The 22574-nt window shown below is 70.9% G+C and carries 25 protein-coding genes; 8 read left to right on the top strand and 17 right to left on the bottom strand.

What is annotated here, in order from left to right:
- Positions 1-184: 184 nt before the first annotated feature.
- From ACFY0F_RS05310 to ACFY0F_RS05295, 4 genes are all read right to left on the bottom strand, one after another.
- The gene (locus ACFY0F_RS05310) at positions 185-679 is read right to left on the bottom strand and encodes a DUF3618 domain-containing protein (protein ID WP_388789092.1); all 495 of its coding nucleotides are present in this window, start codon (positions 677-679) and stop codon (positions 185-187) included.
- Complete coding sequence (locus tag ACFY0F_RS05305; RefSeq protein ID WP_388789086.1) at positions 676-1095, bottom strand: phage holin family protein; 420 nt, start codon at positions 1093-1095, stop codon at positions 676-678. Before ACFY0F_RS05305 ends, ACFY0F_RS05310 begins: the two co-directional genes overlap by 4 nt.
- 65 nt (positions 1096-1160) lie before the next feature.
- A complete protein-coding gene (locus ACFY0F_RS05300; RefSeq protein ID WP_388789083.1) occupies positions 1161-1871 on the bottom strand; it encodes a hypothetical protein in 711 nt (236 codons plus the stop codon).
- Complete coding sequence (locus tag ACFY0F_RS05295) at positions 1868-2026, bottom strand: hypothetical protein (RefSeq protein WP_388789080.1); 159 nt, start codon at positions 2024-2026, stop codon at positions 1868-1870. The genes ACFY0F_RS05300 and ACFY0F_RS05295 overlap by 4 nt, the downstream gene beginning before the upstream one ends.
- A 169-nt stretch (positions 2027-2195) precedes the next feature.
- On the opposite strand from ACFY0F_RS05295, the gene dapA reads away from it, so the two are divergent.
- Both dapA and ACFY0F_RS05285 read left to right on the top strand, forming a co-directional pair.
- Entirely contained in the window at positions 2196-3113 is a 918-nt protein-coding gene (gene dapA, locus ACFY0F_RS05290) for a 4-hydroxy-tetrahydrodipicolinate synthase (RefSeq protein ID WP_388789078.1), read from the top strand.
- A 49-nt stretch (positions 3114-3162) separates the two neighbouring features.
- On the top strand, positions 3163-3666 hold the full coding sequence (locus tag ACFY0F_RS05285; protein WP_388789075.1) for a hypothetical protein: 504 nt from the start codon (positions 3163-3165) through the stop codon (positions 3664-3666).
- A 49-nt stretch (positions 3667-3715) separates the two neighbouring features.
- Here the strand turns inward: ACFY0F_RS05285 and dapD are convergent, their stop codons facing one another.
- Positions 3716-4702 (bottom strand): 2,3,4,5-tetrahydropyridine-2,6-dicarboxylate N-succinyltransferase, encoded by a 987-nt coding sequence (gene dapD, locus ACFY0F_RS05280; RefSeq protein ID WP_388789072.1) that lies wholly within the window; start codon positions 4700-4702, stop codon positions 3716-3718.
- A 600-nt stretch (positions 4703-5302) separates the two neighbouring features.
- Between dapD and ACFY0F_RS05275 the strand changes: the two genes are divergently transcribed.
- Positions 5303-6175: an AbfB domain-containing protein gene (locus ACFY0F_RS05275; RefSeq protein WP_388789070.1), complete on the top strand. Its 873-nt coding sequence runs from the start codon at positions 5303-5305 to the stop codon at positions 6173-6175.
- Positions 6176-6256: 81 nt separating this feature from the next.
- On the opposite strand, the gene ACFY0F_RS05270 is transcribed toward ACFY0F_RS05275, so the two are convergent.
- The 8 genes from ACFY0F_RS05270 to ACFY0F_RS05235 are packed head-to-tail and all read right to left on the bottom strand — an operon-like array spanning position 6257 to position 12811.
- Complete coding sequence (locus ACFY0F_RS05270; RefSeq protein ID WP_116151812.1) at positions 6257-6589, bottom strand: metal-sulfur cluster assembly factor; 333 nt, start codon at positions 6587-6589, stop codon at positions 6257-6259.
- Positions 6586-7056 (bottom strand): Fe-S cluster assembly sulfur transfer protein SufU, encoded by a 471-nt coding sequence (sufU, locus tag ACFY0F_RS05265; protein ID WP_388789067.1) that lies wholly within the window; start codon positions 7054-7056, stop codon positions 6586-6588. Before sufU ends, ACFY0F_RS05270 begins: the two co-directional genes overlap by 4 nt.
- 18 nt (positions 7057-7074) lie before the next feature.
- Positions 7075-8331: a cysteine desulfurase gene (locus ACFY0F_RS05260; protein ID WP_388789064.1), complete on the bottom strand. Its 1257-nt coding sequence runs from the start codon at positions 8329-8331 to the stop codon at positions 7075-7077.
- On the bottom strand, positions 8328-9092 hold the full coding sequence (gene sufC / locus ACFY0F_RS05255) for a Fe-S cluster assembly ATPase SufC (RefSeq protein WP_388789061.1): 765 nt from the start codon (positions 9090-9092) through the stop codon (positions 8328-8330). Before sufC ends, ACFY0F_RS05260 begins: the two co-directional genes overlap by 4 nt.
- 7 nt (positions 9093-9099) lie before the next feature.
- Positions 9100-9420, bottom strand: a complete 321-nt coding sequence (locus ACFY0F_RS05250) for a non-heme iron oxygenase ferredoxin subunit (protein WP_388789058.1) — start codon at positions 9418-9420, stop codon at positions 9100-9102.
- Positions 9417-10601, bottom strand: a complete 1185-nt coding sequence (gene sufD, locus ACFY0F_RS05245) for a Fe-S cluster assembly protein SufD (protein ID WP_388789056.1) — start codon at positions 10599-10601, stop codon at positions 9417-9419. The genes ACFY0F_RS05250 and sufD overlap by 4 nt, the downstream gene beginning before the upstream one ends.
- Positions 10602-10658: 57 nt before the next feature.
- Positions 10659-12080, bottom strand: coding sequence for a Fe-S cluster assembly protein SufB (sufB, locus tag ACFY0F_RS05240; RefSeq protein ID WP_388789053.1), 1422 nt, complete (start codon positions 12078-12080; stop codon positions 10659-10661).
- Positions 12077-12811 carry a helix-turn-helix transcriptional regulator gene (locus ACFY0F_RS05235; RefSeq protein ID WP_388789050.1) on the bottom strand — a complete coding sequence of 245 codons (735 nt, stop codon included), beginning with the start codon at positions 12809-12811 and terminating at the stop codon, positions 12077-12079. Before ACFY0F_RS05235 ends, sufB begins: the two co-directional genes overlap by 4 nt.
- A gap of 160 nt (positions 12812-12971) precedes the next feature.
- On the opposite strand from ACFY0F_RS05235, the gene ACFY0F_RS05230 reads away from it, so the two are divergent.
- From ACFY0F_RS05230 to ACFY0F_RS05215, 4 genes are all read left to right on the top strand, one after another.
- On the top strand, positions 12972-13787 hold the full coding sequence (locus ACFY0F_RS05230) for an aminoglycoside N(3)-acetyltransferase (protein WP_388789048.1): 816 nt from the start codon (positions 12972-12974) through the stop codon (positions 13785-13787).
- Positions 13788-13818: 31 nt separating this feature from the next.
- Positions 13819-14742 carry an ABC transporter ATP-binding protein gene (locus ACFY0F_RS05225; protein WP_388789045.1) on the top strand — a complete coding sequence of 308 codons (924 nt, stop codon included), beginning with the start codon at positions 13819-13821 and terminating at the stop codon, positions 14740-14742.
- Positions 14743-15000: 258 nt separating this feature from the next.
- Entirely contained in the window at positions 15001-15717 is a 717-nt protein-coding gene (locus tag ACFY0F_RS05220; protein WP_388789219.1) for an ABC transporter permease, read from the top strand.
- A gap of 34 nt (positions 15718-15751) precedes the next feature.
- Positions 15752-16762, top strand: coding sequence for a heme A synthase (locus ACFY0F_RS05215; protein WP_388789043.1), 1011 nt, complete (start codon positions 15752-15754; stop codon positions 16760-16762).
- A 1-nt stretch (position 16763) separates the two neighbouring features.
- Here the strand turns inward: ACFY0F_RS05215 and ACFY0F_RS05210 are convergent, their stop codons facing one another.
- The 4 genes from ACFY0F_RS05210 to ACFY0F_RS05195 all read right to left on the bottom strand — a co-directional run bounded on the left by ACFY0F_RS05210 (position 16764) and on the right by ACFY0F_RS05195 (position 20112).
- Complete coding sequence (locus tag ACFY0F_RS05210) at positions 16764-17525, bottom strand: nucleotidyltransferase domain-containing protein (RefSeq protein WP_388789040.1); 762 nt, start codon at positions 17523-17525, stop codon at positions 16764-16766.
- A gap of 18 nt (positions 17526-17543) precedes the next feature.
- The gene (locus ACFY0F_RS05205) at positions 17544-18650 is read right to left on the bottom strand and encodes an amidohydrolase family protein (protein WP_388789037.1); all 1107 of its coding nucleotides are present in this window, start codon (positions 18648-18650) and stop codon (positions 17544-17546) included.
- A gap of 68 nt (positions 18651-18718) precedes the next feature.
- On the bottom strand, positions 18719-19051 hold the full coding sequence (locus ACFY0F_RS05200; protein WP_388789035.1) for a hypothetical protein: 333 nt from the start codon (positions 19049-19051) through the stop codon (positions 18719-18721).
- 92 nt (positions 19052-19143) lie between these two features.
- The gene (locus tag ACFY0F_RS05195) at positions 19144-20112 is read right to left on the bottom strand and encodes a heme o synthase (protein WP_388789032.1); all 969 of its coding nucleotides are present in this window, start codon (positions 20110-20112) and stop codon (positions 19144-19146) included.
- A gap of 362 nt (positions 20113-20474) precedes the next feature.
- Here ACFY0F_RS05195 and tkt point away from each other — a divergent pair, with 362 nt between their 5' ends.
- Positions 20475-22562 carry a transketolase gene (tkt, locus tag ACFY0F_RS05190; RefSeq protein ID WP_388789029.1) on the top strand — a complete coding sequence of 696 codons (2088 nt, stop codon included), beginning with the start codon at positions 20475-20477 and terminating at the stop codon, positions 22560-22562.
- Positions 22563-22574 lie beyond the last annotated feature (12 nt).

Raw genomic sequence — 22574 nt, 5'->3', positions numbered from 1 at the left:
CCGCCGAATGGAGGACCGAGGAGTGGTGGGGGGGGGGGGGGGGGCCCCCGGGGGGCCCCCCCCCCCCCCCCCCCCCCCCCCCGGGGGGGGGGGGGGGGGGGGGGGGGGGGGCGCCGGGGGCCGGGGGGGGGGGGGGGGGGGGCGGGGGCCCCCCCCCCCCCCCCGCGGCCGTAGCACCTGTTCTTCAGTGGCGGGTGTGGCGGGTGCGCCACCACAGGCCCGCCACGACGAGGGCCGCGCCCGCGCCGACGAGCAGCGTCGGCACCGGGTGCCGCGCTCCCGTCTGGACGAAGGTGCGGGCCTGGCGCGGTACGCGACGCTCGACGGCGTGCCCGGCGTGCGCCGCCCTGTCCTGGGCGACGTGCCCGGCGTGCCCCGCCCGCTCCTGCACGGTGTGTCCCGCCCTGGCGGCCTGCTCCTGCACGGTGTGCCCGGCCCTGGCCGCCCGCTCCTGCACCGTGTGTCCGGCCTGTGCGGCGGTGCTGCGCAGCTGTACCGTCATCGCGCCCGCCTTGTCCCTGAGGTCGGCGGCGCGGGCCCGGGCACGGCCCTTTACGTCCACCCTGGCGGCCAGCTCCTCGACGGTGCTGCCGAGCTGGCTCCTGGTGTGCTTGATCTGCTCCCGCAGCTCGTCGGGGCCCTTCGCGCCGCCCCCGCCGGGTCCGCTCCTGTTTGTCATCGGTGAGCCCTTTCCCTGATCTCGTCGACGTCCGCCTTGACGCTGCCGAGCGTCTCCTCGGGTGTGGGTGGTGCGGCCCGCCGCAGCTGGGCGCGGCCGGTCGCGGCGAGTACGGCGGCGACGGCGAAGAGCACCGCCGTGACGATGAGTGCCGCGGCCCACACGGGCAGCGTCAGCGAGAGGGCGGCGGCGGCCGCGGCGGCCAGGCCGAGGAAACCGGCGTAGGCGACGGCGCCCGCCGCGCCCAGCAGCCCGCCGCCGCGTCCCGCTCGCCGGCCTTTCTCGGTCAGCTCCTCCTTGGCGAGGGCCACTTCCTGCCGCACGAGGCGGGAGAGCTGTTCGGTGGCCCGGCCGACGAGTTCGCCCACCGAAGCTTGGTGGTCGGCTGTCGGCCGCACGTTCGTGGTCCCGGTCACGGTGTTCCGCCTCCTCTCGGTCCGGAGCATCCGGGTACCCCGGCCGATGACCGTTAAGGGGGCGGTCAGCCCTTCGGAGGAGGGGGCGGGCCGTTGTCCCCTCCCCCTGCGCCGTGGTCGCCGAGCCGGGCCAGCTGGGACTGGAACCAGTCGAGGCGGGCCTGCAACAGGGCGGCTTCGGCGACGAGTTCGGGTACGCCGAGTCCGTCGGGCCCGGCCGGGCCGCCGTCCGCCGGGTCGCTGCCGCGCGCCACCACCCGCAGCCCGTACCCGGCCAGCCGGGCGAAGGAGGCGAGCGAGAGGGACGTACGGCCGCGCACGCACAGCGGGCAGTACGCGGCCAGAGCGCGCCATCCGGGTCTGCCCCAGCCCGTGTCGGCGAGCGCCACCGGCGTCGCCCCACAGGCACAGGGGCCGGCGGTGACGGTGCGCACCCGCTGCCGGGCGTAGCGGAAGCCGCGCTCGAAGCGGATGTAGGCACCCAGGACGGACACCTCCAGCAGGACCGCCGCCCGGTGCTCTGCGGTGCACAGCAGTGCCTCGGCGTCCCCGCGGTCGTGCACGCAGTGGAAGCCGCAGTCGCACAGCCGCGCGGGCGGGCGGTGCCGGCGCCCGTAGACGCAGGACGCGTCGTCCAGGACCGCGTACGGCAGCGCACCGCCGAGCGACACGCCGGTGAACCCGGCCCGGGTGCCGTCCTGGGACAGCACCGGGTGGGCGATCTTGTATCCGGTCGGCGGCTCCGCCGGGCGTTCCGTGGGGAGCCGCAGTCTCATCGGGCCGCCGGGACCTCTTCGGGGGCGGACGACCGCGGTTCGCGGATCGCGGTGGGCTCCGGTTCGCGGATCTCCTCGGGGACGTCGAGTTCTTCCTCGTGGACGAGCGGGCGTTCCTCAGCGACTCCGGTGGCCAGTGCCTTGCCGAGCTTCATGGCGCCTCCATGACCTGCCGTCGATGTCCTCCTGGCCATAGTGACCCATGAAGGGCCGAGTTGGACACAGGGCATGGCGCGCACGGGAACCGTCGTCGCAGCAGTGCTTATCGATATCTCTTAGGAAATTTAAGTGGAGCTTCATTGTCGTGGCGCCGAGACTACCCCCATGACGACCACCCCTCAGTCCTCCCCGCACGCCGTCCCGCACCCCTTCGGCCGCACGCTCTGCGCGATGATCACTCCTTTCACCCGGGCGGGCACGCTCGACCTGGACGGTGCCGGGCGTCTGGCCGAGCGGCTGGTGTCGGAGGGCTGCGACGGCCTGGTGCTGAACGGCACGTCGGGCGAGTCACCCACCACGACCGACACCGAGAAGGCGGCGCTCGTCACGGCCGTCCGGGAGGCGGTCGGCGAGCGGGCGTCGATCGTGACGGGTGTGGGCACCTCCGACACCCTGCACACCGTGGAGCTGGCCCTGGCGGCCGAGAAGGCGGGCGCGGACGGGGTGCTGGTGGTGACGCCGTACTACAGCAGACCACCGCAGGACGCGCTGGAGGCGCACTTCCGTCAGGTCGCCGACGCGAGCGGTCTTCCGGTGATGCTGTACGACATCCCGGGCCGCACCGGCGCCCGCATCGAGCCGGAGACGATGATCCGCCTCGCGGACCACCCGCGGATCGTGGCCGTCAAGGACTGTTCGTACGACTTCCTCGGCACGCAGAAGGTGCTGGCCCGCACCGGCCTCGCCTACTACGCCGGCTGCGACGAGCACATCCTCGCCCTGTACGCGGTGGGCGCCGCCGGCTGTGTCAGCACGGTCGCGAACGTCGTCCCGCGCCGGATCGCCGACATCCTGGACGCGTTCGACGCGGGCGACACGGCCCGCGCGACCCGGCTCCAGCTACGGGCGACCCCGCTGATCGAGGCGATGATGGGCGCGGGCCTGCCCGGCACGGTCACCGCCAAGGCCCTGCTGACCGGCCTCGGGCTGCCCGCGGGCCCGGTGCGGGCCCCGCTCCGGCCCGCCGGCCGGGAGGCGGCCGACATGCTGCGTGCGGCGTACGAGGAGCTCGCGGAGGCCTGATCATCCCTTCCCCGCCGGTCCGCGGCGCCCCGTGCCGTACGTTGGTCCCGTGAGCCGTCCCGTGCTGTACCTGGACGTCGACGGCCCTCTGAACCCGTACGCGGCGAAGCCCGAGCGGCGGCCCGAGGGCTACACGACGATCCGGGTGGCCCTGCGTCCCGGCCGCGCCCTGCGGGTCTGGCTGAACCCGGCCCACGGGCCCGCACTCCTGGACCTCGGCTACGACCTGTGCTGGGCGACCACGTGGATGGACGCGGCCAACCGCTGGATCGCCCCTGTCGTCGGCCTGCCTGACCTGCCGTACGTCGACTTCGGCGCGGGCCTGTTCGCCCTGCGGCCCGACGGCGTCCACTGGAAGACGCAGGCCATCGTCGCCCACGCCGCCGACCGACCCTTCGCGTGGGTGGACGACGAGCAGACCCCGGCCGACTCGGCCTACGTACGGGCCCACCACACCGGCCCCGCGCTGCTCCACCACGTCAGCCCCGGGATCGGACTCCTGGAGCCGGACTTCACGGCGCTGGCCGACTTCGCGCAGGCCCTTGGGACATGAACGAGCGCCCTCCCGCACGGGGCGGAAGGGCGCCGCGGGGCCGTCGCCGTCAGTTGTGGCTGTGCAGCACCTCGTTCAGACCGCCCCAGACCGCGTTGTTCGGGCGGGCCTCGACCGTGCCGGTGACCGAGTTGCGGCGGAAGAGGATGTTGGAGGCGCCGGAGAGCTCGCGAGCCTTGACGATCTGGCCGTCGGGCATGGTGATCCGGGTGCCCGCGGTGACGTAGAGGCCGGCCTCGACCACGCACTCGTCGCCGAGGGCGATGCCGACGCCCGCCTCGGCGCCGATCAGGCAGCGCTCGCCGATGGAGATGATCACGTTGCCGCCGCCGGAGAGGGTGCCCATGGTGGAGGCGCCGCCGCCGATGTCCGAGCCGTCGCCGACCACGACGCCCGCGGAGATACGGCCCTCGACCATGGAGGTGCCGAGAGTGCCCGCGTTGAAGTTGACGAAGCCCTCGTGCATGACCGTGGTGCCCTCGGCGAGGTGCGCGCCGAGGCGGACGCGGTCGGCGTCGGCGATACGGACGCCCTTCGGGGCGACGTAGTCCGTCATGCGGGGGAACTTGTCGATCGAGGTCACCTGGAGGTGCAGGCCCTCGGCCCGGACGTTCAGGCGCACCTTCTCGACGTCGTCCACGGCGACCGGGCCGAGCGAGGTCCAGGCGACGTTGGCCAGGTGGGCGAACATGCCGTCCAGGTTCTGGCCGTGCGGCTTGACCAGCCGGTGGGAGAGCAGGTGCAGGCGCAGGTAGACGTCGTGCGCGTCGATCGGCTTGTCGTCGAGCGAGGCGATGACCGTGCGGACCGCGACCACCTCGACGCCCCGGCGGGTGTCCGGGCCGATCGCCGCGGTCGCGCCGCCGCCGAGCAGCTGCGCGGCCTGCTCTGCGGAAAGCCGCTCGGTGCCGGTGGGGCCGGGCTGCTCCGTCAGCTCCGGAGCGGGGAACCAGGTGTCGAGGACGGTGCCGTCGGCGGCGATCGTGGCGAGGCCGGCTGCGACGGCACCGGTGGTGCGTACGTTCTTGTCGGTCATATGGGCAACCTAACGTGACCGGGTCGTCCGGGGCGAACCGTGTCTCATCTTCCGGGCCACGGGTCGCCGCCCCCCGGCTCGCCGACCGGTCCGTGACACCGTTCCGTGGCTCCCGGCCGATCCGCGGTCCGCCACGCCCGGAGGAGGGCTCCGTGGCCTCTCCGCGGGCCACGGGCCGCCGCCCGGCGCCAGCCCCACGGCGCAACCCTCGACCGAGCCGGAACACGTCGACACGGTCGGCGAGGGCCCTCGGCGGTCGGCCGCGTCGCGTTCCGCGCCGCGGTCCCACGGCGTCAGCCGCTGTCGCCGACGCCCGTACCGGGCGTCCGGTGCGGCTCCCGACGACGGGACACGTCCGTCACCCGCGCCCGAGCAGCAGCCGAATCACGCAGTTCCAGCCATCCCGGGCCAGATGCATCGAGAGTGGACCGGGAAGGAAGTGCCAGGAGACACAGGCAACTTGAGGTTGTTTCATTTTCATGGAAACCGCTCGCCCAAACGTCTCCCGACGACCCGTCGGCTCCACTAGTGTTTCACCCCTCACTTACTTCCCCCTCACACCCCCGGCCGCCGCCCCGCGCGCCGCTGGAGGAACAGCGCATGCAAGAAACCACCCCCCAGCTCCCTGAGAACGAACCATGGGAGAACGGTTGGGCCCCCGACACGTCCCGGGCTCCCGGAACGCGAAGACTCTGGCTGGCCGGCGGACTGGCCATCGCTACGATCGTCGCCTGTGCGACGGCGATAGCGGTGAACCGCAACGCCACTGAAGAGCCGTCAGCCAAGGCGGAGTCGCCGTCTCCCGTCGACGACGGGCCCGGTCTGCTCTCCTTCGCCTCGCCCTCGGCGAGCACGAAGTCCGCGCCCGGAACGAAGAGCCTTCCGTCGTCGGGCAGGACCACCGCCTCGGCGTCGGCCTCGGCCACGCCCCCTCACGACAAAGCGGGACACAAGGCTTCCGCCAAGCCCTCGAAGTCGCCGGGGTCCTCGGGATCCTCGGGCTCGTCCGGGTCGTCCGGCTCGGACGGCGGTTCGCACGGCTCGAAGACGCCGTCCGCCTGGAAGTCCATGCGGTCGGTCAACTACCCGGACCGCTACTGGCACGTCAGCGGCGACTACGTGAAGCTCGACCCGGTCGGCTCCGCCTCCGCCCGCCGCGACGCCACCTTCAAGGTGGTCAGGGGCCTGGCCAACGCCTCCTGCTACTCGTTCGCCACGGCCGACGGCACCTACCTGCGGCACCGCAACTTCGTGCTCCGCTCCGAACGCAACGACGGCTCGTCGCTGTTCAAGCAGGACGCCACCTTCTGCGCCCGGGCGTCCATGTACTCCGGCGCGGTGATGCTGGAATCGGTGAACTACCCCGGCCGCTTCCTGCGTCACCAGAACTTCCAGCTCAAGCTGGACGCGTACCAGAACAGCAACCAGTACTGGGCGGACTCGGCCTTCAAGCTGGTCGACGGGCTCGCCTGAGCGCCTGAACAGCTGAACCCCTGAACAACACGGAAGCGGCGGCACCTGCCAGGTGCCGCCGCTTCACGCGTACAGAAGCTCTCAGACGTTGAAGCCGAGCGCCCTCAGCTGCTCCCGGCCGTCGTCCGTGATCTTGTCGGGGCCCCACGGCGGCATCCACACCCAGTTGATGCGCAGCTCGCTGACCAGCCCGTCCGTGGCGGACTTGGCCTGGTCCTCGATGACGTCGGTCAGCGGACAGGCCGCCGAGGTCAGCGTCATGTCGATCGTCGCGATGTTCGCGTCGTCGATGTGGATGCCGTAGATCAGGCCGAGGTTGACGACGTCGATCCCCAGCTCGGGGTCGACGACGTCGTACAGCGCCTCGCGGAGTTCTTCCTCCGAGGCCGGCTTCATCTCAGCGGTGTCGGTCATGCCGTCTTCCTTTCGGCGTCGGCCGCGCCACCCAGCGCCTGGGCCGTCGCGTCCTTCCACGCCATCCAGCTCAGGAGGGCGCACTTGACCCGGGCGGGGTACTTGGAGACGCCGGCGAACGCGACCGCGTCCTCCAGGACGTCCTCCATGGCGTCGTCGGGCTCGATCCGGCCCTTGGACTGCATCAGTTCCAGGAAGGTCTCCTGGATCTTCTGCGCGTCGGCCAGGTCCTTGCCGACGAGGAGCTCGTTCAGCACGGAGGCCGAGGCCTGGCTGATGGAGCAGCCCTGGCCCTCGTAACTGACGTCCTCGATCGTCGTGCCGTCGTACTTCACGCGGAGGGTGATCTCGTCGCCGCACGTCGGGTTCACATGGTGAACCTCGGCGTCGCCATCCCTGAGACCACGCCCATGCGGGTTCTTGTAGTGGTCCAGGATGACTTCCTGGTACATCGAGTCCAGCTTCACGGTCTCAGCTCACGCCCTTCAGCCGAAGAAGTTCCGTACGTGCTCCAGGCCGTCGACCAGTGCGTCGATCTCGGCCGGCGTGGAGTACAGATAGAACGACGCTCGCGTGGTCGCGGGAATTCCGTAGCGGAGGCAGACGGGCCGCGCGCAGTGGTGGCCGACGCGGACCGCGATGCCCTGCTCGTCGAGGACCTGGCCCACGTCGTGCGGGTGGATGTCCCCCAGTGTGAAGGAGATCGCCGCGCCCCGCTCCTCGGCCGTGGTCGGGCCGATGATCCTGAGGTCGGGGACCTCCGCCAGCTTGCGCACCGCGTACTCGGTGAGCGCGTGCTCGTGGGCGAGGATCTTGTCCATGCCGATCGACGACAGGTAGTCGATCGCCGCTCCCAGACCGACCGCCTGGGCGATCGGCGGGGTGCCCGCCTCGAACTTGTGCGGGGCGGGGGCGTAGGTCGAGGAGTGCATGGACACCGTCTCGATCATCTCGCCACCGCCGAGGAACGGAGGCAGGTCCTCCAGCAGTTCCTGGCGGCCCCACAGCACGCCGATGCCGGTCGGGCCGCACATCTTGTGGCCGGTGAAGGCCACGAAGTCGGCCTGCAGGGCCTGGACGTCCAGCGGCATGTGCGGCGCGGCCTGGGAGGCGTCGACGCAGACCAGCGCGCCGACCTCCTGGGCGCGGCGGACTATCGCCTCGACCGGGTTCAGGGTGCCCAGGATGTTCGACACCAGCACGAAGGAGACGATCTTCGTCTTCTCGGTGATGATCTCTTCGATGTTGGACAGGTCCAGCCGGCCGTCGTCGGTGAGGCCGAACCACTTCAGCTTCGCGCCGGTGCGCTGCGCGAGCAGCTGCCACGGCACGATGTTGGAGTGGTGCTCCATCTCCGTGATGACGATCTCGGTGTCGGAGTCCACCCGGTAGGGCTCGTCGGCCCAGCCGAGCATGTTCGCCACGAGGTTGAGCGACTCGGAGGCGTTCTTGGTGAAGATCACCTCGTCACGGCTCGGCGCGTTGATGAACTCGGCGACCTTGTCGCGCGCGCCCTCGTACAGTGCCGTGGCCTCCTCGGCGAGCACATGCACACCGCGGTGGACGTTGGCGTTGTAGCGCTCGTAGTACTCGCTGAGGGCGTCCAGCACCTGGCGCGGCTTCTGCGAGGTCGCCGCGTTGTCCAGGTACACGAGCTTCTTGTCGTCGTGGACCAGGCGGTCCAGGACGGGGAAGTCCTTGCGGATCGCCTCCGTGTCGAGAAGGCCCGGCAGCTGGGTCACTCGGATGCGCCACCCTTCGTGTATGCCTCGTAGCCCTCGTTCTCCAGCTTGTCCGCGAGCTCGGGACCGCCGGACTCGACGATCTTGCCGCCGGCGAACACGTGGACGTGGTCGGGCTTGATGTAGCGCAGGATGCGCGTGTAGTGCGTGATCAGCAGTGTGCCGACCTGGCCGGACTCGCGGACGCGGTTGACGCCCTCGGAGACCACCCGCAGCGCGTCGACGTCGAGGCCGGAGTCGGTCTCGTCGAGGATCGCGACCTTCGGCTTGAGCAGCTCGAGCTGGAGGATCTCGTGGCGCTTCTTCTCACCGCCGGAGAAGCCCTCGTTGACGTTGCGCTCGGCGAAGGACGGGTCCATGTTGAGGCGCTGCATGGCCTCCTTGACCTCCTTCACCCAGGTGCGCAGCTTCGGGGCCTCGCCGCGGATGGCGGTGGCGGAGGTGCGCAGGAAGTTGGAGACCGAGACGCCGGGGACCTCGACCGGGTACTGCATCGCCAGGAACAGGCCGGCGCGGGCGCGCTCGTCGACGGACATCTCCAGGACGTCCTCGCCGTCGAGGGTGACGGTGCCGCTGGTGATCGTGTACTTCGGGTGACCCGCGAGCGAGTAGGCGAGGGTCGACTTGCCCGAGCCGTTGGGGCCCATGATGGCGTGCGTCTCGCCCTGCTTCACGGTGAGGTCGACGCCCTTGAGGATCTCCTTCGTGGCGTTGTCGGCCTCGACGGTGACGTGCAGGTCTCGGATTTCAAGCGTTGCCATGGGTGCCTCAGGACTCCTTGAGGGAGACGAGCACGTCGTCCCCTTCGATCTTTACGGGGTATACGGGGACGGGGCGCGTCGCGGGCAGGCTGTCGGGCTTGCCGGAGCGGAGGTCGAAACGCGAGCCGTGCAGCCAGCACTCGATGTGGCAGTCGTCGACCTCGCCCTCGGCGAGCGAGACGTTCGCGTGGGAGCAGATGTCGTGGATCGCGAACACCTCTCCCTCGGTCCGCACGACCGAGACCGGCGTGCCGTCGACCTCCACCCGCTTCGGGGTGTCGTCCTCCAGCTCGCTCAGCCCGCAGACACGTACGAATGCGTCGCTCATGCGACCGACGCCTCCAGCTCTTCCTCGATCTTGGCGAGCAGGCGCTCCTCGATGTCCGCGACGCCGATCTGCTGGACCAGCTCGGCGAAGAAGCCGCGGACGACGAGGCGGCGGGCCTCGTGCTCGGGGATGCCCCGCGCCATCAGGTAGAAGAGCTGCTCGTCGTCGAAGCGGCCGGTGGCGCTGGCGTGGCCGGCGCCGACGATCTCGCCGGTCTCGATCTCCAGGTTGGGCACGGAGTCGACCCGGGCGCCGTCGGTGAGGACGAGGTTGCGGTTCATCTCGTACGTGTCGGTGCCCTCGGCCTTGGCCTCGATGAGCACGTCGCCGATCCACACCGCGTGCGCGTCGTCGCCCTGGAGCGCGCCCTTGTAGGCGACGTTCGACTTGCAGTGCGGGGTGTTGTGGTCGACGAGGAGGCGGTGTTCCTGGTGCTGCCCGGCGTCGGTGAAGTACAGGCCGTACAGCTCGGCCTCGCCGCCGGTGCCGGCGTACTCCACGCGCGGGTGCAGGCGGACCACGTCGCCGCCGAAGGTCACGACGACCGACTTGAAGGAGGCGTCCCGGCCGACGAGGGCGTTGTGCTGGGCCACGTGGACGGCCTTGTCGTCCCAGTCCTGGACGGAGACGACGGTCAGCTTGGCGCCGTCGCCCAGGATGTAGTCGACGTTGGCGGCGAGTACGGCGTCACCGGTGTGGTCGATGACGACGACGGCCTCGGCGAAGGCTCCCAGCTCGACGACCTGGTGGCCGTAGGCGGTCCCGCCCTGGCCGTGCACGGCGATACGGATCGGCTCGGTGAGCACCGTCTCCTTGGGGACGGTGACCACGCCGGCCTTCTCGAACGCCGAGTACGCCTGGGCGGCGACACGGTCCACGGGGGTGCCGGCCCTGCCGAGGCGCGCGTCGTCGCGGCCCACGGTCTCGACGGTCACGCCCTCGGGGGCCTGGACGTCCACCTTCACGCCGTCGCCGGTCGCGACCGCCGTGCCGTCGTGCAGCCCGCGCAGCCGCTCCAGCGGCGTGAAGCGCCATTCCTCCTCGCGGCCGTGGGGGACCGGGAAGTCCGCCACGTCGAAGGACGGGGGCGCGCTCATGCGCGTGGCGACGGTCGACTCGGCGGCCACCGCGATCTGGCCGGCGGTGGTGGACCCGGCCGGGATGTTCTGAGCCTCAGCCATGGCTGTCGGTCTGCTCGCTTTCTTGCGTGAGTGACTTGACGGTAGGACGGGCGGTGCTTAGCCGACCGCGCCTTCCATCTGGAGCTCGATCAGCCGGTTGAGTTCGAGGGCGTACTCCATGGGCAGCTCCTTGGCGATCGGCTCGACGAAGCCGCGCACGATCATCGCCATCGCCTCGTCCTCGGAGAGGCCGCGGCTCATCAGGTAGAAGAGCTGGTCCTCGGAGACCTTGGAGACGGTCGCCTCGTGGCCCATGGACACGTCGTCCTCGCGGACGTCGACGTACGGGTAGGTGTCGGACCGCGAGATCGTGTCGACGAGCAGCGCGTCGCACAGCACGTTCGACTTGGAGCCCGGGGCACCCTCGCCGATCTCGATCAGACCGCGGTAGGAGGTGCGGCCACCGCCACGCGCCACCGACTTGGAGACGATGTTGGAGGAGGTGTTGGGGGCCATGTGGACCATCTTGGCGCCCGCGTCCTGGTGCTGGCCCTCGCCCGCGAAGGCGATGGAGAGGGTCTCGCCCTTGGCGTGCTCGCCCATCAGGTAGACGGCCGGGTACTTCATCGTCACCTTGGAGCCGATGTTGCCGTCGATCCACTCCATGGTGGCGCCCTCGTAGGCCACGGCGCGCTTGGTGACCAGGTTGTAGACGTTGTTCGACCAGTTCTGGATGGTCGTGTAACGGCAGCGGGCGTTCTTCTTGACGATGATCTCGACGACCGCGCTGTGCAGGGAGTCCGACTTGTAGATCGGGGCGGTGCAGCCCTCGACGTAGTGCACGTAGGCACCCTCGTCGACGATGATCAGGGTCCGCTCGAACTGGCCCATGTTCTCCGTGTTGATCCGGAAGTAGGCCTGGAGCGGGATCTCCACGTGCACGCCCTTCGGCACGTAGATGAAGGAGCCGCCCGACCACACGGCGGTGTTCAGCGCGGCGAACTTGTTGTCACCGGCGGGGATGACCGTGCCGAAGTACTCCTTGAAGAGCTCCGGGTGCTCCTTCAGCGCGGTGTCGGTGTCGAGGAAGATGACGCCCTGCTCCTCCAGGTCCTCGCGGATCTGGTGGTAGACGACCTCCGACTCGTACTGGGCGGCGACACCGGCGACCAGGCGCTGCTTCTCCGCCTCCGGGATGCCCAGCTTGTCGTAGGTGTTCTTGATGTCCTCGGGCAGGTCCTCCCAGGACTCCGCCTGCTTCTCCGTGGAGCGCACGAAGTACTTGATGTTGTCGAAGTCGATGCCCGACAGGTCCGAGCCCCAGTTCGGCATGGGCTTCTTCCCGAAGAGCTTCAGGCCCTTGAGGCGCAGCTTGGTCATCCACTCCGGCTCGGACTTCTTGCCCGAGATGTCGCGGACGACGTCCTCGTTCAGGCCGCGGCGCGCGGACGCACCGGCCACGTCGGAGTCGGCCCAGCCGTATTCGTACTTGCCCAGGCCCTCGAGTTCGGGGTGAGCAGTCTCCGTGGGGAGAGTCATGCGGGGTTCCTCCCGGCCGTGCTTGCAGATGCGTCAGTGGAAATCTTGGGGATGAACGTCGTGCAGACGCCGTCGCCGTGGGCGATGGTCGCCAGTCGCTGGACATGTGTTCCCAGCAGCTCGGCGAAGGCCTCGGTCTCCGCCTCGCACAGCTGGGGGAACTGCTCCGCGACATGGGCGACCGGGCAGTGGTGCTGGCAGAGCTGCTCGCCGACCGGTGCGCTGCGCGCCGTTGCAGCGTACCCGTCCGCGCTGAGGGCCCTGGCCAGCGCTTCGGCGCGTTTGTCGGGGGTGACGCTCTCGATCGCCTTGCGGTAGGCGCGCGCCTGGGCGGCGATCCGGGCCCGGGCGAAGGCGGTGACCGCCTCCTGCCCGCCCTCTCGCTCGGCGATCCAGCGCAGCGCGTCCGCGGCGAGCTTGTCGTACGACTGGTCGAAGGCGTCGCGGCCGCAGTCGGTCAGGGCGAAGACCTTGGCGGGACGGCCGCGCGTGCGCGCGCCGTACACGCGCTGCTCGCGTGGTTCGACGACGTCGTCGGCGACCAGCGCGTCCAGGTGACGGCGTACGGCCGCCTGGGTGAGTCCCAGCCGCCCGGCCAGCTCGGCGACGGTCGACGGGCCGTGGTCCAGGATGGACCGCGCGACCCGGTTGCGGGTGGACCGCTCCCCGGTCGCGAGCTCCTCCTGTGGGGTCCCCGTGGGGGTCTCCCGAGCCTCGCCGACGTTTTTCACAACGCCATTGTTGCGTAATTCGGCGGAGGCAGGCAAGCCGCGTCCGGCCGGGCGGACGGTGCCCTGTGTCACTTAGGCATACCTAATCCGACCTGCGGAAACGTCGCGGGCCGGGTAAACCGGTGGCGTGGACGATCGTGGTCGGAAAGACTGCCGAACCATGCCCACACCCCCTCCGACCGGCCCTCTTGTCACCCGCGGCACACTCGGCGCTCAGCTGCGCGCGCTGGGCGTCGAGCCGGGCGAGACCCTCCTCGTGCACTCCTCGCTCAGTTCGCTCGGCTGGGTGTGCGGGGGCGCCGTCGCCGTGGTCCAGGGGCTGCTGGACGCCGTCGGTCCGGACGGCACGATCGTCGTTCCCACCCAGTCGGGTGATCTGTCCGACCCGGCGGTGTGGGGAAACCCGCCGGTGCCGGAGAGCTGGTGGGAGGAGATCCGGGCCGCCATGCCCGCGTACGACCCGCTGATCACCCCCTCCCGCGGGGTCGGCGTGATCCCGGAGGCCGTACGGACCTGGCCGGGCGCCGTGCGCAGCGCCCACCCGCAGACCTCGTTCGCGGCACTGGGAGCGCGCGCGGCGGAGATCGTCGAGAGCCACGCACCCGACTGCCGCCTCGGTGAGCACAGTCCGCTGGCCCGGCTGGAGGACCGGGGCGCCCGGGTGCTGCTGCTCGGCGCCGGATACGACGCGTGCACCGGCTTCCACCTGGCGGAGTGCCGGATCCCCGCACCGCTCGTCCGGGTCGGCCGGCCCGCACCCGGCGGGGGCTGGGAGACGGTGACCGAGGTGTCGATCAGCTCGGACCGGTTCGACGAGCTGGGCCACGACTTCGAACGGGACCGCCCCGTCCTGCGGGGCGAGGTGGGCGCGGCCGACGTACGCCTGTTCCCCCTGGCGGACGCCGTGGCCTACGCCGAGCGGTGGCTCGCGGTGCACCGCCCCCGCGAGGACGAGATCCTGCACCCGCCCGCCTGAGGCGCGGCAGGCCTACCTAGACTCTGGACCCATGCGAAGTGAGCCCGTGGTCCAGGTCCACGCCTTGGTGAAGCGGTATGGCACGAAGACCGCGGTGGACGGACTCGACCTGGTGGCCCGACCGGGGGTGACCGCCGTACTCGGCCCCAACGGGGCGGGCAAGACGACCACGATCGAGACCTGCGAGGGGTACCGGAAGCCGGACTCGGGGACGGTGCGGGTGCTCGGGCTCGACCCGGTGACAGAGTCGGCCGCGCTGCGGCCCAGGATCGGCGTGATGCTGCAGTCCGGAGGGGTGTACTCCGGCGCCCGGGCCGACGAGATGCTGCGCCACGTGGCAAAGCTGCACGCCCACCCGCTGGACGTGGACGCCCTCATCGAACGCCTCGGGCTCGGCTCCTGCGGCCGGACCACGTACCGGCGGCTGTCCGGCGGCCAGCAGCAGCGGCTCGCGCTGGCCATGGCTGTCGTGGGGCGCCCGGAGCTGGTGTTCCTGGACGAGCCCACGGCCGGGCTCGACCCGCAGGCCCGCCGGGCCACCTGGGACCTCGTACGGGACCTGCGCGCCGACGGCGTCTCCGCGATCCTCACGACCCACCACATGGACGAGGCCGAGCAGCTCGCCGACGACGTCGCGATCATCGACGCCGGCCGGGTCATGGCCCAGGGCTCCCCCGAGGAACTGTGCAAGGGCGGCGCCGAGAACACGCTGCGCTTCACCGGTCGTCCCGGCCTCGACGTGGGCTCCCTGCTGAAGGCCCTCCCGGCCGACTGCACGGCCGCCGAGCTCACGCCGGGCGCCTACCGGGTCGTCGGCAAGGTCGATCCGCAGCTCCTCGCCACGGTCACCTCCTGGTGCGCCCAGCACGGCGTGATGCCGGACCGGATCTCGGTGGAGCGGCACACCCTCGAAGACGTTTTTCTGGAGCTGACGGGTAAGGAGCTGCGCTCGTGATTCCGCCCAGCACCGGCTTCGGCCGGGGGTCCGGGGGTTGTCCCCCGGGAAGGCACAGCCTGGAGCTGACAGGTAAGGAGCTGCGCTCGTGATTCCGCCCAGCACCGGCTTCGGCCGGGGGTCCGGCCCGCGGCGCAGCCGCAATCAGGTACAGCGTCCCCCGGGAAGGCACAGCCTGGAGCTGACCGGCAAGGAGCTGCGTTCGTGACCATCACGGGCACCTACACCCCCAAGCCCGGCGCCGCCCCTCTGCCCCGCATGATCGCGGCCCAGGCGGCGCTGGAGACCAGGATGCTGCTGCGCAACGGCGAACAGCTGCTGCTGACGGTCGTGATCCCGACCCTGCTGCTGGTCCTCTTCAGCTCCGTCGACATCGTCGACACGGGCGCGGGCAAGGCCGTCGACTTCCTCGCGCCGGGCGTCCTCGCCCTCGCCGTGATGTCGACGGCGTTCACCGGGCAGGCCATCGCGACCGGTTTCGAGCGGCGCTACGGCGTGCTGAAGCGGCTGGCCTCCTCCCCGCTGCCCCGCTGGGGACTGATGGCCGCGAAGACGGCGTCCGTGCTGGTCACGGAAGTCCTCCAGGTGATCCTGCTCACGGCGATCGCCTTCGCGCTGGGCTGGTCCCCGCACGGCAACCCCGCCACCGTGCTGCTCCTGCTGGTCCTCGGCACGGCCGCCTTCTCCGGGCTGGGCCTGCTGATGGCGGGCACGCTGAAGGCGGAGGCCACGCTGGCCGCCGCCAACCTGGTCTTCCTGCTGCTCCTCGTCGGCGGCGGGGTGATCGTCCCGCTGGACAAGTTCCCCTCCGGCGTCCAGGACGCGCTCGGGCTGCTGCCCGTCTCGGCGCTGTCCGACGGACTGCGGGACGTGCTCCAGCACGGGGCCGGGGTGCCCTGGGGCGACCTGGGGATCCTGGGCGTGTGGGCGGTCGTGGGGCTGGCGGCGGCCGGAAAGCTGTTCCGCTGGGAGTGACCCTCGTGAACGCGTGCACAAGCGGCGGCCTACGATGGTGAGCGTGCCAAAGCTGAACCCCGCCGACGCCCGAGCGGCGCTGCGCAACCCGCTCTCCTTCATCGCCGCGCGCTGGACGCCGAACCCGAGAACGGTCCAGCGGGCCGCGCTGGCCGCCCTGGTGATGTCGGTCGTCATCGTGGTCACCGGCGGTGCGGTGCGGCTGACCGGCTCGGGCCTGGGCTGCCCGACCTGGCCCACCTGCACCGACGACTCGCTCACCACGACCCGTGCGATGGGCTTCCACGGCATCGTCGAGTTCAGCAACCGCATGCTGACGTACGTGCTGTGCGCGGCCGTCGGCTGGGCGATCATCGCCGCGCGCGCGCAGAAGCCGTGGCGGCGCAGCCTGACCCGCCTCGGGTGGGCTCAGTTCTGGCTCGTCATGGGCAACGCGGTGCTCGGCGGCATCGTGGTCCTGGTCGGCCTCAACCCGTACACCGTGGCCGCGCACTTCCTGCTCGCCTCGGCGCTCATCGCGGTCGCCACGGTGATGTGGCAGCGCACCCGCGAGGGCGACGGGGAGCCGCGCCCGCTGGTCGGCAAGGCGGTCCAGCAGCTGGTCTGGTTCCTGGTCGCCGCGTCCGTCCTGCTCATCGCGGTCGGCACCGTGGTGACCGGGGCCGGCCCGCACGCGGGGGACTCCAGCGAGGTCAAGCGGATCCCGATCGACTGGGAGACCGTCGCCAAGCTGCACGCGGTGCTCGCCTGGATCGTGGTGACGCTGACCTTCGCCCTGTGGTTCGTGCTGAAGGCGGTCGACGCGCCCAGGGAGCCGTCGGTCCGCACCCGGGACCTGTTCCTGATCCTGCTCGGGCAGGGCGTCATCGGATACGTCCAGTACTTCACGCACCTGCCCGAGGCCCTGGTCGGTCTGCACATGCTCGGCTCGTGCCTGGTGTGGATCGGTGTGCTGCGGGTGCTGCTGGCGCTGCGCGAGCGCCCGGAGGCCGTGGCGGACGTGCCCGGTCCCACGGCCGAGGCGACGGTCGGCACACCCGCGTGAGTCACCCGTACTCGGCGACCAGCTTGTCGATCGCCGGGCCCAGGTAGCCATGCGTCAGTTCGGCCCGCCGCACCGTCCACTCCTGGGTGGGCGGCGGCGGCTGACGTTCGTACCGCCGGCGTGTGATGTCCTCCACCACCTCGCCCGGCGCGCCGAGACCCGGCAGCAGGTCCAGGGCCTCCCGCTTCGAGATGAGCCGGCCGTCGCGCAGCGTGGCGGTCGCCCTGGCGTGGGTCAGCAGTCCCAGGTCCACCCAGATGTCCTGCCGCCACAGACGGGCCCTGTCCACCGCGGGCCGCCAGTAGTCCCGCTGGTCGCGCACGACGAAGTCGGTGAGCTGGCGGTCCGGCACGGGCGGCAGCAGCTCGGCCGGGGTGGCACCGTGCAGCACCCGGCCGAAGGTGTGCAGCTCACGCCGGGTGACCGGCGTGACCGGTCGCCGCGTCACGTTGTACGCCCAGGTCAGATGCGAGCGCGCGGGGTCGGCCAGCGTGTCCGGTGAGAGATAGCCGCAGTGCAACTTGGCCGCCAGCGGATCGGCGCGCAGGCGACGGTGCAGCGCGACGGTCCTGCGTACGGTGCCCAGCCCGACGGGTCCCGGCAGCACCGCGATCAGGTCCAGGTCGCTGCGGCCCTCCTGGTAGTCGCCCCCGGCGAGCGAGCCGTGCGCCCAGACGGCGACGGGATGCAGGACCGCCAGGGCGTCGAGGAACCGGTCGAGCAGGGCGCCGGTCGGTAACGGGTACGGATCATGGGTCGGCATCCGCCCAGTCTCCACAGCTCACCCCAGCCCGTACACCCTGTGCGCGTTCCCCGCCGCCACCATGGCGGCCACCCGCTGCGCGTCCCCCAGTGACCAGGCGCCCTCGGCCACCCAGGTGCCCAGCACCCGGGCGAGGGACTCGCGGAACAGGCCGGCCGCCACGACGTGCAGTTCGGGCAGGCCGTGGGCGCCGCTGGAGAACAGGATCTTCCCGAAGGGGGCCAGTTCCAGGACCTCGGCGAGGATCGTCGCGGCCCGGGCGCCGGTGCGCACCAGGGCGGCGCCGGAGTCGGCGTAGACGTGCGGGAAGACGCCGGCGAGGTGCGCGGCGTGGCGGTGGTACGGGTAGCCGTGCAGCAGGACGAGGTCGGTGCCGAGGCCCGCCGTGGCCCGGGCGAAGTCGGTCAGCAGGGCAGGGTCGGTGCGGTCGGCTCGCACGCCCGGTTCCCCGAGCCCCGCGTGCAGCTGGAGCGGCAGGCCCGAGGCGACCGCCATCCACAGCAGGTGACGCAGCAGCACCGGGTCGCTCAGCTCGCCGCCGACCCGCCGCCCGGCCAGCCAGCGGCCCGCCGCGCCCCGCACCTCCCCGGGCCCGGGCGGCTCGGGCGCCAGCGACAGCCCGTGCCGTACGCCCGCCACCGAGGTGAAGGCGACGGCGTGCGCGGCGGCGCCGTGCACCGACTCGGCGAGGTTGGCGAGGAACGACTCGACGGTGCCGGAGGTGTCCGCGACCTGCTCGGCGAGGAGTTCCAGGCGGACGATCTCGCGGGCGTCGGCGTCGCCCGCCGACGCCATCTCGGCGGGCCCGGTCAGGTCGCCCGGCAGGCCGGTGTCGACCAGATAGGTGGTGATGCCGCTGCCGCTCAACAGGCGGCGGCCGACCTCCGGTACGCCCAGTTCACGGCGCCGGGCGAGATAGCGCGCGGGCGGACAGTGCGGTTCCAGGCCGAGCAGCGGCGGGCACCAGCGGCGGACGGCGAACCCGGTCTGTGTGTCGAAGAGCGTGGTGCCGGGCGCGGGCGGCCCCTCGGTGCGGGCCAGCTGGGCCTCGAACGTGCCGAGTCCCAGCTCCGTGCGCAGGACGCCGTGGCAGTACTGGTCCACCAGCGACGGCGTTTCGATCATCCGGGCTCTCCGTGACTGGGCCTCGTCCTCCTTGAGGTCCTAACGGGTGAACCCGGTGTGAGGTGTTGCTACGAGTTGCTCGGCCCGCCCACCTGGATCCCGGCCATGCGCGCCCACTCGTACGGGCCGGTCTTCACCTTGCCGGCGAACTCGCCGTCGAACGCCTCGTGGACGGTGATGCCGGCCTTCTGCACGGCCTGCTCGGCGATGGCGTGGTCGGGCGCCACCAGGTCGCCCCAGCCGCCGTCCTCGCCGACGAGCACGATCCGGGCGCCGCGCTCGCCGATGTGGGCCACCTGCCCCTCGGCACCGCCGTGCGCCTTGGCGAAGGCGTCGATCTGCTTGGCGAGCTTCGCCACCTTGCGCTCTGCCTTGGGGTCAACCTGCTGCGTGTCTGCCATGACCAGGATGCTACCCACGGGTAGATCAAACGGCGACGGGCGGGTTGCGTGGCCTTGACCACGCAACCCGCCCGTGCGGAGTGCCGAGGGGGTCACCTCAGGAAGGGGTCCACCGCGATCGCCAGGAACAGGATCGACACATAGGTGATCGACCAGTGGAACAGGCGCATCTCCTTGAGCTTCGCGCCCGTCACCTCGGCCTTGGCGCGGTTCTGCAGCGCGTGCGCCTCCCACAGCCAGAAGCCGCCCGCGACCAGCGCGACCGCCGTGTAGAACCAGCCCGTGTAACCGAGCGGCGTCAGCAGCAGCGAGACGGCGACCATGACCCAGCTGTAGAGGACGATCTGCTTGGCGACGACCTTGTTGGAGGCGACGACCGGCAGCATCGGCACGCCCACGCGCGCGTAGTCCTCCTTGACCTTCATGGACAGCGGCCAGTAGTGCGGCGGCGTCCAGAAGAACATGACGAGGAAGAGGATGACGGGCGCCCACGACATCGAGTTCGTGACGGAGGACCAGCCGATCAGCACCGGCATGCAGCCCGCGATGCCGCCCCAGACGATGTTCTGCGACGTACGCCGCTTGAGGATCATCGTGTAGACGACGACGTAGAAGAGGAGCGCTCCGAGTGCCAGCCAGGCCGACAGCCAGTTGACGGTGAAGCCGAACAGCAGCGTCGAGACGACCGCCAGCGAGATGCCGAAGGCGAGGCACTCACGGGGACTGACCATGCCGGTGACCAGCGGGCGCTGCGAGGTCCGGTCCATGAGCGCGTCGATGTCACGGTCTATGTACATGTTCAGCGCGTTGGCGCCGCCCGCGGAGAGGTAGCCGCCGACGCAGGTCAGCAGCACGAGACCCAGGTCCGGCACGCCCTGCTGCGCCAGGAACATCACCGGAACGGTGGTGATGAGCAGCAGCTCGATGATCCGCGGCTTGGTCAGCGCCACGAAAGCCTTGACACGGGCCCCGAACGGCCGGTGGCTCGGGCTCTGGCTGGCACCGAGTACCCCCGCTGGACGGGATTCGACGGCCGTCACGCACACCCCTGACAGAGACATCCCAGCGAGCCCCCCGGTGGTGAACAGCGGTAAGGGCTCGCGCGTACCACGCCACTTTAGACGTTGCCCAGACCCGGACATTCGCGGGGGTGGGTTCGTGTTCGCGAGGGGCATCCGGTGTACGTACCACTACTCGATTGAGCAGTCAGATGAGCGGCTGCGTATTCATGTGCCCGATGCCGTTCCGGCCAGTCGGCGGGCAGATCGCCACCCGGCCCGGCAGTCTGGAACGGTCGAAAAAACGCACGTACTCACAGGGGTAGGCTCGACAGCGGCCGGTGGGCATCCAGTGCACCGGCAGCCGGTGGGCGCGCGCCCAGATCACCGGTATTCGATCATGTGGAGAGGAGCCCTGACTCAGGGTGAGCACCAAGCCGACCACAACAGACCTCGAGTGGACCGAGTTGGACCAGCGGGCCGTCGACACCGCTCGTGTCCTCGCCGCCGACGCCGTACAGAAGGTCGGCAACGGCCATCCCGGCACGGCCATGAGCCTGGCGCCCGCCGCGTACACCCTTTTCCAGAAGGTGATGCGGCACGACCCCGCCGACCCCGACTGGGTGGCGCGCGACCGCTTCGTGCTGTCCGCCGGCCATTCGTCCCTGACCCTCTACACACAGCTCTTCCTGGCCGGGTTCGGCCTGGAACTGGAGGACCTGGAGTCCTTCCGCACCTGGGGCTCGAAGACGCCGGGGCACCCGGAGTACGGGCACACCAGGGGCGTCGAGACGACGACCGGCCCGCTCGGCCAGGGCGTCGCCAACGCGGTGGGCATGGCGATGGCCGCCCGCTACGAGCGCGGCCTGTTCGACCCCGAGGCCCCGCAGGGCGAGTCCCCCTTCGACCACTTCATCTACTGCATCGCCGGTGACGGCTGCCTCCAGGAGGGCATCTCCGCCGAGGCGTCCTCGCTGGCCGGCCACCAGAAGCTCGGCAACCTGGTCCTGCTGTGGGACGACAACCACATCTCGATCGAGGGTGACACCGAGACGGCCGTCTCCGAGGACACCGTCAAGCGGTACGAGGCCTACGGCTGGCACGTGCAGCGCGTCGCCCCCAAGCCCGACGGCGACCTGGACCCGCACGCGATCTACGACGCGATCGAGGAAGCCAAGAAGGTCACGGACCGGCCGTCCTTCATCGCGATGCGCTCGATCATCGCCTGGCCCGCCCCGAACGCGCAGAACACCGAGGCCGCCCACGGCTCGGCGCTCGGCGGCGACGAGGTCGCGGCCACCAAGCGCGTCCTCGGCTTCGACCCCGACAAGAGCTTCGAGGTCGCCGACGAGGTCCTGGCCCACACCCGCAAGGCCCTCGACCGGGGCCGCGAGTCCAAGGCGGAGTGGGAGAAGTCGTTCCAGCTCTGGCGTGAGAACAACGCCGAGCGCGCCGCCGACTTCGACCGCATCGCCGCGGGCGAGCTGCCCACCGGCTGGGAGGAGAAGCTCCCGGTCTTCGAGCCCGGCAAGGGCGTCGCGACGCGTGCCGCGTCCGGCAAGGTGCTGCAGGCGCTCGGCGCGGTCATCCCCGAACTGTGGGGCGGCTCCGCGGACCTGGCCGGGTCGAACAACACGACCATCGACAAGGACAGCTCCTTCCTCCCCGAGGGCAACCCGCTGCCGGAGGCGAGCCCCTACGGCCGCACGATCCACTTCGGCATCCGCGAGCACTCGATGGCAGCGGAGATGAACGGCATCACGCTGCACGGCAACACCCGCGTCTACGGCGGCACCTTCCTGGTGTTCTCCGACTACATGCGCAACGCCGTGCGCCTGTCGGCCCTGATGCACCTGCCGGTGACGTACGTGTGGACGCACGACTCCATCGGCCTCGGCGAGGACGGCCCGACCCACCAGCCGGTCGAGCACCTGGCCTCGCTGCGTGCCATCCCGGGTCTCAACGTGGTCCGTCCGGCGGACGCCAACGAGACCGCGATCGCCTGGCGCGAGATTCTCAGGCGTTGGACGAAGGAGTTCGGCAAGGGCCAGCCGCACGGTCTGGCGCTGACCCGCCAGGGCGTGCCGGTGTACGAGCCCAACGACGACGCCGCGCGCGGTGGTTACGTCCTGTTCGAGGCCGAGGGCGGCGAGGCGCAGGTCGTGCTGATCGCCACCGGTTCCGAGGTGCACGTCGCCGTCGAGGCGCGCGAGCAGTTGCAGGCCGAGGGCGTCCCCACCCGCGTGGTGTCCATGCCGTGCGTGGAGTGGTTCGAGCAGCAGGACCAGGGGTACCGGGACAGGGTCCTGCCCCCGTCCCTGAAGGCTCGTGTAGCGGTGGAAGCCGGTATCGGTCTGACCTGGCACAAGTACGTCGGGGACGCCGGCCGCATCGTTTCCCTGGAGCACTTCGGCGCTTCAGCCGATGCCAAGGTCCTGTTCCGCGAGTTCGGCTTCACTGCCGAGAACGTGGCCGCCAAGGCCCGGGAATCCCTCGCTGCCGCCCAGCGCTGACGCTCATATACG

The organism is Streptomyces sp. NPDC001544, assembly GCF_042894285.1.
Taxonomy (GTDB): domain Bacteria; phylum Actinomycetota; class Actinomycetes; order Streptomycetales; family Streptomycetaceae; genus Streptomyces.
The sequence above is the reverse complement of the archived record's forward strand: the minus strand, read 5'-3'. Positions and strand labels throughout refer to the sequence as shown.